The organism is Subtercola sp. YIM 133946, from assembly GCF_036553535.1.
GTDB lineage: Bacteria > Actinomycetota > Actinomycetes > Actinomycetales > Microbacteriaceae > Subtercola.
In genome coordinates, this window is record NZ_JAZHPE010000016.1 from 188,521 (window position 1) to 201,545 (window position 13,025).

At 71.4% G+C, this 13,025-nt stretch carries 14 protein-coding genes and 1 tRNA gene; 2 read left to right on the plus strand and 13 right to left on the minus strand.

Features of this window, described 5'->3' with window-relative positions; translation table 11 throughout:
* Positions 1–3: 3 nt before the first annotated feature.
* From V3W46_RS06115 to V3W46_RS06150, 8 genes are all read right to left on the minus strand, one after another.
* On the minus strand, positions 4–894 hold the full coding sequence (locus V3W46_RS06115) for an SDR family oxidoreductase (RefSeq protein WP_331782206.1): 891 nt from the start codon (positions 892–894) through the stop codon (positions 4–6).
* A gap of 130 nt (positions 895–1,024) precedes the next feature.
* On the minus strand, positions 1,025–1,180 hold the full coding sequence (locus V3W46_RS06120; RefSeq protein ID WP_331782207.1) for a hypothetical protein: 156 nt from the start codon (positions 1,178–1,180) through the stop codon (positions 1,025–1,027).
* An 85-nt stretch (positions 1,181–1,265) separates the two neighbouring features.
* Positions 1,266–2,147: a manganese catalase family protein gene (locus V3W46_RS06125; protein ID WP_331782208.1), complete on the minus strand. Its 882-nt coding sequence runs from the start codon at positions 2,145–2,147 to the stop codon at positions 1,266–1,268.
* Between the two features lie 80 nt (positions 2,148–2,227).
* A complete protein-coding gene (locus V3W46_RS06130; protein WP_331782209.1) occupies positions 2,228–3,193 on the minus strand; it encodes a hypothetical protein in 966 nt (321 codons plus the stop codon).
* Positions 3,190–3,837, minus strand: a complete 648-nt coding sequence (locus V3W46_RS06135) for a MerR family transcriptional regulator (RefSeq protein WP_331782210.1) — start codon at positions 3,835–3,837, stop codon at positions 3,190–3,192. Before V3W46_RS06135 ends, V3W46_RS06130 begins: the two co-directional genes overlap by 4 nt.
* 25 nt (positions 3,838–3,862) lie before the next feature.
* Positions 3,863–4,948 (minus strand): NAD(P)/FAD-dependent oxidoreductase, encoded by a 1,086-nt coding sequence (locus V3W46_RS06140; protein ID WP_331782211.1) that lies wholly within the window; start codon positions 4,946–4,948, stop codon positions 3,863–3,865.
* Positions 4,949–4,984: 36 nt separating this feature from the next.
* Entirely contained in the window at positions 4,985–5,503 is a 519-nt protein-coding gene (locus V3W46_RS06145) for a putative immunity protein (RefSeq protein ID WP_331782212.1), read from the minus strand.
* A 77-nt stretch (positions 5,504–5,580) separates the two neighbouring features.
* A complete protein-coding gene (locus V3W46_RS06150) occupies positions 5,581–6,336 on the minus strand; it encodes an esterase/lipase family protein (protein ID WP_331782213.1) in 756 nt (251 codons plus the stop codon).
* 138 nt (positions 6,337–6,474) lie between these two features.
* On the opposite strand from V3W46_RS06150, the gene V3W46_RS06155 reads away from it, so the two are divergent.
* The gene (locus V3W46_RS06155; protein WP_331782214.1) at positions 6,475–7,392 is read left to right on the plus strand and encodes an alpha/beta fold hydrolase; all 918 of its coding nucleotides are present in this window, start codon (positions 6,475–6,477) and stop codon (positions 7,390–7,392) included.
* A 107-nt stretch (positions 7,393–7,499) separates the two neighbouring features.
* Here V3W46_RS06155 and V3W46_RS06160 read toward each other — a convergent pair whose 3' ends face one another.
* The 3 genes from V3W46_RS06160 to V3W46_RS06170 are packed head-to-tail and all read right to left on the minus strand — an operon-like array spanning position 7,500 to position 10,974.
* On the minus strand, positions 7,500–8,183 hold the full coding sequence (locus tag V3W46_RS06160; RefSeq protein WP_331782215.1) for a class F sortase: 684 nt from the start codon (positions 8,181–8,183) through the stop codon (positions 7,500–7,502).
* Between the two features lie 29 nt (positions 8,184–8,212).
* On the minus strand, positions 8,213–9,061 hold the full coding sequence (locus tag V3W46_RS06165) for a DUF4397 domain-containing protein (RefSeq protein ID WP_331782216.1): 849 nt from the start codon (positions 9,059–9,061) through the stop codon (positions 8,213–8,215).
* A gap of 17 nt (positions 9,062–9,078) precedes the next feature.
* Entirely contained in the window at positions 9,079–10,974 is a 1,896-nt protein-coding gene (locus V3W46_RS06170) for a hypothetical protein (protein ID WP_331782217.1), read from the minus strand.
* 296 nt (positions 10,975–11,270) lie between these two features.
* On the opposite strand from V3W46_RS06170, the gene dinB reads away from it, so the two are divergent.
* Positions 11,271–12,467 carry a DNA polymerase IV gene (gene dinB, locus V3W46_RS06175; RefSeq protein WP_331782239.1) on the plus strand — a complete coding sequence of 399 codons (1,197 nt, stop codon included), beginning with the start codon at positions 11,271–11,273 and terminating at the stop codon, positions 12,465–12,467.
* 2 nt (positions 12,468–12,469) lie between these two features.
* Here the strand turns inward: dinB and V3W46_RS06180 are convergent, their stop codons facing one another.
* Positions 12,470–12,811 carry a DUF1622 domain-containing protein gene (locus tag V3W46_RS06180; protein WP_331782218.1) on the minus strand — a complete coding sequence of 114 codons (342 nt, stop codon included), beginning with the start codon at positions 12,809–12,811 and terminating at the stop codon, positions 12,470–12,472.
* Between the two features lie 54 nt (positions 12,812–12,865).
* Positions 12,866–12,941: transfer RNA gene (locus tag V3W46_RS06185), tRNA-Thr, on the minus strand.
* Positions 12,942–13,025 lie beyond the last annotated feature (84 nt).

The window sequence follows — 13,025 nt, forward strand, 5'->3', positions numbered from 1 at the left end:
GCATCAGTGCGTCGGGGTGCCGCCGGTGACCGCGATCGTCTCGCCGCTGATGAAACTGGCCTCCTGCGAGGCGAGCAGCACGAACGGCGGGGCCAGCTCGGCGGGCTGACCGGGGCGGCCGTAGGCTGCCTCGCTGCCGAACGACTCGATCTTCTCGTTCGGCACGAAGGCGGGCTGCAGCGGTGTCCATACCGGGCCCGGCGCCACGCCGTTCACGCGGATGCCCCGCTCGGCGAGCTGCTGCGCCATGGCACGGGTCCAGTTGGCGATTCCGGCCTTTGACACGGCGTACTCGGCGAGCGACGGCGACGGAACGAAGCCCTGGATGCTCGAGCAGGTCACGATCGACGCGCCCGGCTCGAGGTGCGGCGACGCCGCCTTGGTGATCCAAAACAGCGGGTAGATGTTGGTCTTCAGCACGTGGTCGAGCGTCTCGGTCTCGAAGTCGTCGATGCTGTCGACGGTGGGCATGGTGCCGGCGATCAGGGCGAGAATGTCGACGCCACCGAACGCTTCGACCGTCTTCTCGACGAGTTCGATGTTCGTCGCCTCGACCTGCAGGTCACCGGGCACGAGCAGTGCCGTGCGACCGGCCGCCTCGATGAGGGCGGCGACCTCTTCAGCCTGTTCCTGCTCTTCGGGCAGGTACGACAGCGCCACGTCGGCGCCCTCGCGTGCGTAGGCGATGGCCACGGCGCGGCCGATGCCCGAGTCGCCGCCCGTCACGATGGCTTTGCGCCCCGCGAGACGGCCCGAACCGATGTAGCTCTGTTCGCCGTGGTCGGGTGCCGGATCCATCTTGTGCACGTCGCCGGGGCCCGACTGCTGCTGGGCCGGGAAGGGCGGGCCGGGGTACTGGTGGATGGGGTCCTGGGGTGTGTACATGGTGGTCATGTTCTTCACCGTAGGCGGCCCGCCTCGGCGCCAGACACCCCTTGACGCAGCGCCGCCGCCTCGGCAAGCGAGGCGGCGGGCGCCGCGTCAGGCGCGGGTCCGCCCCCGTGGAGCGACCAGCGGGCTCAGATCAGGCGCGCGAGCGGATGTAGCGGATCAGCGCCGCGATGGCACCGATCAGAATCACGGCGATGCCGATGTAGATGAGGATTTTCGCCGCCTCGACCGCCACCCCGAAGACGAGCAGGATGATGCCGACGATGACGATTCCGATGAAGATTCCCATCTGCTCAGTGTGCCGCAGGGGGCGCTCGGCTCGCAGACCCTTGCGCCAGGCGGCGCGACTGTGTAAGCAGCCGCGCCCGCCGAGGTCACTCCTTGTTGCGCTTGTCTTTCTTCGCGGCCAGCGCGATCTCCTCGGCGTTCGGCAGCGGGGTCGTGCCGAAGTACCGGGGGTCGGGGATCGTCGGAGCGGGCATGGGCACGCCGGCATCCGGCGTCTCGACGTAGCTGAACGTGCCCCGGCCGTCAGGAGTCGGGCCGGTCGCCCACGAACCCTCGGCGGCCTGGGTGCCGTTCGAGAAGTTGATGAACTGGTATTCGACCGCCTCGAACTCCTTCTCGCGCGGCAGCTTGTTCGGCACGGGAATGTCTTCGAGACCCTCGGCGCGCAGTTCGAGCGCCGCGGCGATCCACTGGTTCTGGTGCGCCGTGTCACGGGCGGTCAGAAAGCCGAGCATGTCGCGAACGCCGGCGTCGTTGGTCTGGTGCAGAATGCGGGCGACCTGCAGGCGGCCCTGCATCTCGGCGTTGGCGTTCGAGACGAAGTCGGCGAGCAGGTTGCCGCTCGAGGTGACGTACGAACCAGACCAGGGGTTTCCGTTGCTGTCGACGGGGCGCACGCCGGCGCCGCCCACGATTGCGGCCTGTACATCGGTGCCGCCGATGATCGCGGCCACGGCCGGGTCGTTCTGCACCGCGTCTTCGGTGATGCCGATGGGCGCCTTCTCGAGCAGCTGCGCGATCATGGTCGCGATCATCTCGACATGCCCCATCTCCTCGGCCCCGATGCCGTACAACAGGTCGCGGTACTTGCCGGGCATGTGGGCGTTGATGGCCTGGAAGCCGTACTGCATGGCCACGGTGATCTCGCCGTACTGGCCGCCGAGAATCTCCTGCATCTTACGCGCGTACACCGCATCGGGCGCCGCTGGGGTGGCGTGATACTGCAGTTCCTGCTTGTGGAAAAACACGTGATTCTCCTTCGGTTGCCCGGCCGCACGACGCTCGAGACCACGGCGGTTTCGGCGCGGGCCGGATGACCGGGGCAACGCTACGGAGCAGATTCCGCCGAAGGCAGGGGCTGACATTGCGCCGTTTTGGTGTAGGGCCTGCGCCGCACGATCACGCCGACGATCACCAGCACCGCCGCGGCCACGACCGCCGTCACCACGGCCACGACGACGGGGTCGGGATGCAGGATCGACTCGCCTGCGAGCGCCTGAGCCGTGACGAGCCCGAGCAGTGCGACGTAGAGCGCGACGACCACCCAGACGATGCCGAACCGTGTGCCCGCGTCGCGCAGCGCGGGCACCCGACGGGCCAACAGCTCGAGCAGCAGGGCCGTGAGGGGCACGAGCTGAAGCGCGTGCATGCCGACGAAGTGCGGAATGCGCAGGTCTCCCCCGACGGTGCTCCAGCCGACCAGCGGCAGACCGGCACCGCCGTCGGGCGGGCCCACGGTGTGCGCGCCGACGATGCCGGAGTAGTTCGTGATCTGGTCGCCTTGCGGCCCGGTCATGAGAAAGGCGAGCCCCATGCCCGCCAGCGCGATGATCAGGCCCGCACGGATGGCGAGCGCCCGGGCCGGGTCGCCCAGGTCGGTTCTGAACAGCATGATCGCGAGGGGCACGCCGAGCATCCACACCACCACGATCGAGACGGCCATGATGCCCCAGAGCGCAGTCGCCAGGGGCGTCGAGACGTTGAAGTGGCTGGTCGTGCCGGCGAGGGCGACGCCCACGATGATGATCATCTCTATCGCGAGGCCGCCGGCGGCGATGGTTCCGACCTGATGGGCCAGGCGGCGGTGACGGGTGAGCAGGCCGAGCAGCCAGGCGAGCGTGACGGCGTACAGGCCGACCGAGACGGCGAAGAGCAGGGGCTTGTTCCACAGGGGAACGCCGGTGATCTGGCGCGGGTCGATGACCGAGCCGACCGCTGCGACCACGGCGAGCGCCGCCATGGCGGTCGCGAGCGCGAGCAGGGGGCGGTGCCAGACGATGCGGGAGGCGGTCACGGGGTCGGCTCCTCGTAGTCGTCGGGGTAGGCGGGCGCCGGGTAGCGGCCGCTGGCCACGTGCTCCTGGGCCGCCCGGCGCAGCCCCGAGAACAAGCGGTCGCCGAGCACGCTGCCGACCACCACCGTCTCGGCCTGGGCGTCGCGGCCCACCCGACTGTCGATCTCATTCAGGTCGGCCTCGGCGGCCTGCAGGGCTGATGCCGCGTAGCCGGCCAGCCAGCCGGCCTCGTCGGCCTGGCCGACCGCGACGAAGGTCTCGTAGACGCGCGCGGCGGCCAGCCGTCCGGGGTTGTCGGGGCTCACCCGCCAGCCCGGCATGGCCGCATCGACGTGCTGCAGGGCATCCGCATCGATGTCGGCCGCGTCGAGGTGTTCAGAGATGGCGTGCTGCGCCGTGGCGAAGGTGTACAGCACTGGCTCGCCGGAGTCGATCGAGGCGATGACGGCTCCGGCACGGGCCACGCTCAGGCCGCCGACCTCGGTCAGCGCCCGGATGAGGCGCAGGCGTTCGAGGTGCCTCTCGGTGTAGTCGGCCTGGTTCGGGGCTGTCTTGTCTGCCGCGGGCAGCAGCCGCTCGCGCTGGTAGTACTTGATCGTCGCTGCGGAGACTCCGCTGGCGGTGGAGAGTTCAGCCATCTTCATATCGATAGTTTAGCTATCGGATAGTTTAAATATCTAGTACTGCTCCTGCTCTCGCCGTGAGCCGCTCGCCGAGTGCTCGGCCGAGGGCGTCGCCCGACGTATAGGCCGTCGCTACGGCCGAACGCTCCCCCCAGGCGTCGCCGCACACGCCGATACGGCCGCTGAGCAGGTACGGCGCGGCGTGCTGGTCTGCGGGTGCCGAGAAGCTCCAGCGGTGGGCGTAGGTCGTGAGCGGCGGCTCGTCGATGCCGAGCAGCGTCTGCATGGCGGCGACCACCGGGGCGACGGCGGCCTCCGGATGCTCGAGGTGCTGCCTGGCGAAGCCGGCGGTGGTGTGCGCCACCAGCACCGGGGCGCCGTCGCCGCGGCGGTCGCCGTCGTCGGCCACGAACGCGAGCACGGCGGAGGGGTTGTCGGCGCCGGGGTTGTCGGCGCCGTCGGGACCGGCGGCCTGCGCGCGGGCACCGGCACCGTCGACGAAGGCACCGTGCAGGTCGTCGGGCCAGAGCCGTCGCGGCCACCTCGCCACCACGCTCAGGGTGGGCTGCCAGGCGTCGGCGCCGCTCACCTCGGCGGCCGCCGGCGAGTCGGGCGCGAGCATCCGCTTCGCCTGCGGGTCGGGCATGGCGAGCACCACCGCGTCATACCGGATGCCCGCGACCCGGCCGTCGGCGTCGACCCGCTGCACGTCGACGCCCTGATCGACAGGCACACCGTCGGCCCGCAGCCGCTCGGCGAGGTCGGTGGCGAGCGAGCGCAACCCCGCGGGTGCGGCGTAGCGCGCCGGGCCGGTTCTGCGGTCGCGGGCGTCGACCTCGAGGGTGCCGTCGATGACGTCAAAGGCGTCGGTCCAGGGGCGTACGAGGCCGCGGGCGAGCCAGTCGTCGACGAGCGGGCCGAAGGGCGACCCGTCGGGCACGGTGAAGTAGCGGGCCCCGATGTCGACGGGTCGATCATCCAGCCGCTTCGTCGCCAGGCGGCCGCCGACCGCCCGCCCGCGGTCGACGACGCGCACCGTCACACCGGCGGTGGTGAGGGCGCGGGCGCAGGCCAGCCCCGAGATGCCGGAGCCGACGACGAGCACCGCCGGATGGTCTGCGTGAGAAGTCATGCTCCTATCCTGCGCCCTCGCCGGGCGTCGGCCGGGTCAGCCGTCGAAGACGTTCCAGCAGATCGCGCTGCGCAGCGCTTGGTCGTCAAGCACGAGCGCCCTGACCTCGGCCGGCAGGCGATCGCGCTGCCACTGGCGTTCTCGCCGTCGTGCCGTCTCGGCCTCGTCGCGCGGCGCGGCCGAGACGGCAGCCCTGATCGCGTACGCCGCGGCACCGAGGTCGTGCGCAGCGATATGCGCCACGGCGACCGCCTGGCCCGCCGCGAGCGCGGCGAACCGGGCCGGGTCGGGCTGCCCACGCCCGGCGGCATTCGCCACGAATGCGGTCTGATGGGCCTCGCGCATGCGCACCTCGCCGCGAATCCAGCCCCGGCAGGTCTCGATGGCGTCGCGCGGGCGGGAGTCGCCCGGCCGCTGCTGCTCGAAGAGGGGCAGAACGTGCTCGGCGCACAGCGCCGCCCACTGCGCCAGCAGTCGGTGCTGCTCGTCGGTGAGGGTTCCGCCACGGCGAACGGTGATGAGCCGGGGGTCTCGCTCAGCGGGCAGAATGGGCACGCCCCATTCTCGCCCCGGCAGCCACCGGCGCCGCCACCGACCGGTCGGGTGCCCGGGCATCCTGAACACCCGCCGTGTCAGGCGTCCGCGCCCTCGCTCGCGCCTTCGCCCTCGCCCTCGCCCGCGCCCGCGTCCTCGCTCGCGCCGGCGCCCGACCCCGGCGCGGCCGCAGCTGCCGCCAGCACGAGCGCCACCGTCTGCGGGGCCGCGAGCGTGCGGAAGTGTCCGCCCGTCGCGAGTTCGACGTTGCGGGCACCGGCGAGCTCGCTGCCCTCGGGAATGTGCGGGTCGAACTGCGCGTACACCGACGTGGTGCGGGCGTTCACCTCGAGGCTGCCGGCGAGCATCCTGGTCGTCGCATCACGTGGTGAGAGGGCGCGCAGGCTGGGCAGCGGCAGGTGGGTCGCGTAGCGCGAGCCCGCGAACGGAGACGATACGGCGACCATCGACGAGATGCGGCGCTCATCGTCGAGCAGTGCCATGGCGTACTTGCCGATCAGGCCGCCCTTGCTGTGCGCCACGATGAGCACGTCGTGCAGGTCGCGCTCGACGATGAACCGGGCGACGAGGCCGGCCGACGCGACGACCGTGCCGGCGTTGCGCCTGAGGTCGGTGATCGCGAACACCGGATGCCCGGCCCGGTGCAGCTCGTCGACGATCGGCAGCATGAACCCCCACGTCTCCCAGATTCCCGGCAGCACGATGACGGGCCGCAGCTCGCCAGTGCCGTACCGCCCGAGCGATCGACCGGCTACGACACCGCGGGCCTGCCAGTACGCGGCATAACCGTAGTCCGCGATCCACCAGCCGAGAAGGCGGCCCCAACGCACCATGTGCTGCTCCTGCCTCTGGGATGGCCACGGCGAGGCCCGCGCCGGGCGCCGACCCCGATGATCAGCCGACACGGATGACGCACCGACCGCCCGCGCACACCACAATAGACACCAACCCTGATCATTAGGAGGCCGCAGGTGACACCGAAGCCTACAGACCCTGCGGCGCGGCCCGTGGGCGAGCGACGCCGACTGCCCCGTAAACCCGCGTCGGCCCTCGCCGAACGCTGGACCACCGTCGACGGCATCGACGTGTTCTACCGTGAGTCGGCGCACGTCGACACCGGGGCGCCGGTCATGATGCACCTGCACGGCTTCGGGTTGTCGGGCCGCTACCTGCTGCCGACGGCCGAACTGCTGCAAGACGAATTCCGCACCCTGGTGCCCGACCTGCCCGGATTCGGCAGAAGCGGCAAGCCGCCGCATCCCCTCGACGTGCCCGGGCTCGCCCACGCCGCCGCCGCCTTTCTCGACGCGCAGCAGATCGAGAAGGTGACACTGATCGGAAACTCGATGGGATGCCCGGTCATCTGCGAGTTCGCCTACCACTACCCCGAGCGGCTCGAACGGGCGATTCTGGTGTCGCCCGCCGGGGGTGTGCACAACCAGCCGCTGCGCCGGGCGATCGCGCAGCTCGCACGCGACGGCGGCCGTGAACCCGCCCGCATGATCAGCGTGGCCGCCCCCGACTACCTGCGCTTCGGGGTGCCCAGCACGGTGCGCATGTTCAAGGCGCTGACACGCTACCCATCGCTCGACCGGCTGCTGGCTCTGCAGGTTCCGACCCTGGTCGTGATCGGCGACCGTGACCCGCTGATGCCCGACGCCGACCGCATCAGAGAGATAGCCGGGCGCACCGAGAACCGCGTTCTGCTGGTGGTCATGGAGGGTGCGGCGCACGCCATCAACTTCAGCAATCCTGGCGAGCTGGCCAACGTCGCGCGGCTGTTCATGGCCGACCAGAGAATCGTCGACGACCCCGAGTCGCCCGGGCACGCGCGGGTGTTCGAGATCCACCGGGGGTCGCTGCATCCGCTGCCGGGCGACGGGTCGTGAGCGTTCGTACCGCCGAGCATCCGTCGTCGTCGGGGCCGAGCTGGCCGGCGGTGCATCTCGTGGGCCGCCCGACTGCCATCATGCGCCAGCGGTGCGCGTAGCGACGATCAGGTGCGCGTGGCGAACACGATGACGTTGTCGACGTAGTGGCCGGTCGAGTCGTCGAAGACCCCGCCGCAGGTGATGAGGCGCAGCTGGGCCGTGGGCGTGGGCCCGTACACCTCATCGGTCGGAAACTGGGCCTTCGCCGCCTGCACGAGCCGGTCGACGGTGAACGTGACGACCGTCTGGTCTGACAGGGTGACCTGAACCTGGTCGCCGGCTGTCAGCTCTGCCAGCCGCGCGAACACCGCGGGGGCGGCGACCGAGTCGATGTGCCCGGCGATGACGGCGGGCCCCACATCGCCCGGCACGACGCCGTCGCGGTACCAGCCTGCCGAGTCGAAGTTCACCGGCGGCTGGATCCAGCCGGTCGAGTCGCGCGTGAGCGACTCCAGCCCCGAGTCGACGCCGATCGCGGCGATCTGCACTCGAACGGGCGCGACACCGCTCTGCCGCTCGCTCGGCGCCTGGGCGACCGACGGATCCTGGTTCGCCCCCACCGCCCCGCGCGCGGCAGCGGCCGAGGGGTCGGGTGTGGCAGGGTCGCCTGCGGCGGTGCCGCCGGTTCCGTCAGCTCCAGGGCTCGCGGTCGAGGCGCCGGATGCCCGCCCGGCACCGCCCGCGGAGCCCTCCGCAGGCACCCCCGCACACCCGGCGAGCGTCAGCACCACCGCGACACCAAGCACCACACCGGGCATTCCCCACCGCCGCACCCGGCTCACCACGCAGCGGTCACGGGCACCCCGATGCCCACGACCGACGAACCCTCCCCCGCCTGCGCCACGTGCACGCCGGTCGCGCCGCCGCCGGTCTGGATTCCGCCCGTCGGCAGGTCGCCCACGCTCGACGCGTCGGTCACCGACGTGATGGTCACGCCGCCGCTGGCGTTGTCGAGCACGAACAGCGTCGACACCGCTCCGGGCGGAAGGCTCACCTGTGCCGTGGAGGTGGTGTTCGCGCCGGTGAGGGAGAGCATCCAGTCGCCGGCCGGAACATTCGCGTAGGGCGTGGCGGTTCCCTCGGCGGCGTCAGACGCCACCACGACGCCCGTGGTCGTGGCAATGTCGACGGTCGGCACACTCGTCGACGCCTGCACCACGCGGATGCGCGACTGCCCCGTCGCGGGTGGGGTGAGGTCGTCGGTGAACACCACCGAGTGCAGGTCGGCGTTCTTGCCGTAGGCCGCAACCGTGATCGGTGTGCCGGCCGTGACGTTGATGGAGGTCTGGATGACCGGGGTCGACATGCTGTGTCCGGTCGGCGCCATCGACACCACGTAGGTGCCCTGCGGCAGCGCCATGTAGTTCGACACCTGCCCGTAGACCACGTTCGAGAGCGAGTCGACGACCTGGCCGCCCGAGAGGGCGGTGAGCTGCACGTCGACGCCCGTGGTGTCGGGCGAGAGGTGCGCCAGGCGCACCCAGCCGGTGGTCGACGCCGCTGCGGTGACGGCGGCAGGAGCAGCACCGCCCGGCGACGCGGCCTGGGCCGCCACGGGGCCGAGCGAGAGCAGGCCGACGACAGCGGTGAGGGTTGCGGCTGTCACCAGAACGAATCGTGTGCGCATGGAGGATCCTTTCGTGTTCACGGGGCTGTGGGTGCTGCGGTAGCGGCTGAGTTCGACGACGGGTCGGGCGTCGCTGAGGCGGAGGGCGCCGGTGCGGGAGTCGGCAGCAGGCCGGCCGGCTCGGCGCCGTCGAACTGCGCCAGAATGCCCTCGTCGGCCACCGTCACCCGGGTGGGCGCCGTCAGTGACGAGAACGTCAGCAGCAGCGCAGTGCCGTCGACGCGCGCCTGCGCATCGGCGTCGAGCTCGACCCCGTCGACCGCGGTGATCAGCACCTGGCTGCGGGGGTCGCTCACCCCGTCGTCGTCGGCGGGAAAGTCGGCCACCGTGACCGTGTGGTCTGAGAGCAGCAGCCCCAGGTCGAGCAGGATGCGGGCATCCACCTGGCCGTCGGCCAGCAGCTCTTCGGCGTGCGGCTCGAGCGTCAGCGCGGGGTTCTCGGCCAGCTGCTCCCCGGCGGATGCCCGTACCGGCGTCAGCGCATCGACGAAGTCGGCCGGGGTGCCGTCGGCCGGTGCCGAGGGTGCCGCCGACGGTGCGGCCGCCGCGCTCTGGGCGCCGGAGGAAGCAGGGGCCGCGGGAGTCGCCGGGGCTGCCGATGCCGCCGACTGAGACGCCGACGGGCTCTGCGCCTCTGCGGCCGGAGGCGACGACACGGGTTGGCCCGGCGCCTCGGGCGTGACCGCCGGCGCCGACAGGTTCTGCTGCCCTGCCGATCCGGATGCCGGCCCTGGCGCCCCGACGACCACCTGCTGCACCTGCCGCGGCCAGAGCGAGGTGGCCATGGTGACCGCCACCACGACCGCGGCCACACCGACGATGCCGGCGACCCGGTGCGCGTTCTGCGGTGTGGTCGAGCGTGTGGTCGACCGTGGCGTCGAGGGGTGCGTCGCGCGTCCGGCCGCCGCCGCGACGCCGACCACGAGCAGCGCCGCGAAGGGCAGCAGCAGCGTGAGAAACGAGGCGGGAACGAACGACGGCGCCGCCAGCATCAGCACGCCGGCCAGCAGGGTCGCCGCCAGCACGGCGGCCCCGATCATCCGCAGCCGGGCGACAGCGAGCGAGGCCACCGCCGCCACGGCTGTCGCGACGAGCAGCACGGGGTCTCGGGCCAGCCAGCCGCCGAACGCCTCGGCGGCCGGAACGTCGGCCAGCACGCCCGCGCCTGCGCCTCCCGGCAGCCCGGCGCCGGCCGCGACCAGCGCGAGCACGCTCGACAGCATCACCATGGCGATGATGACTCCGAGTAGCAACGCGACGATGCCCGTCACGGCCCTCATCCGTCCCCCCGACAGCCGCCCGGTGCGTGCTTCGGCCCGCCGCCACAGCACCAGCGCCACGAGCCCGGTGAGCACCGCGGCAGCCGGATTCGCGAGGGTGAAGTCGCGGTGCAGCTCGAGACCCAGCGGTGACAGGCCGAAGACCACGATGACCAGCCCGGCCGACACCCGGCCGAGCCCGCGGTCGCGCGCGATCGGCCAGAGCAGGGCCGCGGTCACGAGTGTCGAGACCGCGACGATCACGCGACCCAGCACGACCGGCACGCCACCCTCGACGTGCTGCGTTCCGGGTGTTCCGGCGACAGCGGGCAGCCCTGGCGACGACGGGCCGGCGAGGTTCACGATCTGGGCCACCGCGACGATGACCATCGCGAGTACGAAGACGATCACCGACTCCCGGTTGGGTCGCCACCAGCTCGCGACCCGCGACGGCGGCAGCGGGGGCAGGAACTCGGGCGCGGGATGCACGGTGCCGGGATGCACGGTGCCAGGATGCACGGTGCCGGGCCGCACGTCACCCGGTTGCGCCCTGCCCGGATGCACGTCACCCGGTTGCGCCCCGCCCCCACCGGCGGAGCCGGCTGCGCCCGCGCCGAGGTACCCGGGTGGCTCTGCAGTTGTAGGCTGTGCCATCGTCGGCCTCCGGTAGCCGCGCACGGTGCACTGTGCGCGAAGGGACTGCGACCCCACGTATGAGCGCACGGCAGGCGCGCGCTGAGCTAGGAACTCGTTTCGAGTGTGCCTCGCTTTCGCCGCGAGCGCACCCCACCAGAACGGGGGACTGTCGGTCGGCCGGTTCGTGTGCCAGCGCACGAGGTCGGCGTCGTTGCGGTTTCGACCACCCGTGTGCGCTCCCCCGACGTCGTGTCAGGCGACAGTGTCATCGGTGCGTGACACGATGCGCAGACGAAGAGGCGGCGGGAGGCGCGATGCGAGGCGAGGCAACCGTTCTGCACGCCGACCTCGACGCGTTCTACGCGTCGGTCGAGCAGCGGGATGCGCCCGCACTGCGGGGTCGGCCGGTGATCGTCGGCGGCGGCGTGGTTCTCGCGGCCAGCTACGAAGCCAAGGCGCGAGGGGTGCGCACGGCGATGGGCGGTCGGCAGGCGCGCGACCTCTGCCCCGATGCCATCGTGGTTCCACCGCGGATGGACGCCTACTCCGCGGCCAGCCGAGACGTGTTTGCAATCTTCCACGCCACGACGCCGCTCGTCGAGGGGCTCTCGATCGACGAGGCCTTCCTCGAGGTCGGCGGTCTGCGGCGTATCTCAGGCTCGCCCGAGCAGATCGCCGCGCGCCTGCGCGAGCAGGTGCGGGCAGAGGTCGGGCTGGCGATCTCGGTCGGCGTCGCGCGCACGAAGTTCCTCGCGAAGGTCGCCAGTGCGGTCAGCAAGCCCAACGGGCTTCTCGTGGTCGAGCCCGATGAAGAGCAGGCGTTCCTGCTCCCGTTGCCCGTAGAGCGGCTGTGGGGGGTCGGCGCGGCCACCGCCGAGAAGCTGCACCGGCTCGGCATCACGACGGTCGGGCAGTTGGCCGAGCTCGAGGCCTCCACCGCCGAGAGAGTGCTGGGTCGGGCATCCGGAGCCCACCTGCACGCCCTTGCCCGCCTGCACGACCCGCGCCCGGTCGACACGACGCGTCGCCGCTCGTCGATCGGTTCGCAGCGCGCGCTCGGCAGCAGGCCGCGATCGGCCGACGAGCTCGACCTCCTGCTCACCCAGATTGTCGACCGGCTCGCCCGGCGCCTCCGCGACGGCGATCGCGTCTGCCGCACCGTCGTGCTGCGGCTGCGTTACGGCGACTTCGCCAAGGCGACCCGGTCGCGCACGCTGCGCACCGCCTCAGACCGCACCGCTGTGCTGCTCGCCGTGGCGCGGGAACTGCTCGCGTCGGCGCAGCCGCAGGTGACCCGTCGCGGTATCACCCTCATCGGCATCTCGCTCTCGCAGCTGGCCCGGGCCGACAGCATCACCCCCGAACTGCCGATCGACTGGAACGACGAGGCACGCCTCGACACGGTACTCGACGCCGTGCGCGACCGCTTCGGCGCAGCATCCGTTTCACGGGCCACGCAGCTGGGTCGTGACCCCGGATGGTCGTCGCCGCTGCTGCCCGAGCACGAGTAGTCTCACGCCGGCTTCTTCTGCCACGGCCAGCGGCCGGTGATCTCCAGCTCGAGCGAGAGGCTGAGAAAGGTGCGGATCAGGATAATCGCGGCCAGAACCGCGACGCTCTCGAGGGTGGGCGTGACCGCGACCGTTCTCACGATGTCGGCGGCGACGAGAAACTCAAGCCCCAGAAGAATCGACTGGCCGAGCATCCGCCGGTAGTCGCGATAGGCGAACGGCGCCTTGCGCAGGGCCTGACGCACCGCCACGGCACTCGACCAGGCCGCGCCGAGCAGGATGATCGCCACCCCCGCGCCCTCGATGACACCGGCCGCGATTTCGATGAGCTGCTGAAACGTCATGGTCTGTGTCTACACCCGGATGCAGCACGGCACCGGTCGGCACTCAGGGGGTTGTGGGGCCGGCGACGGGACTTGAACCCGTAACCCCCGCTTTACAAGAGCGGTGCGCTACCAATTGCGCCACGCCGGCAGATGGAACACCCCATTCTAGCCATGGCCGAACAGACCGTTGTCGTTCGTGTCGACCCGGTCGTCACCGGGGCTTTCGCTGAAC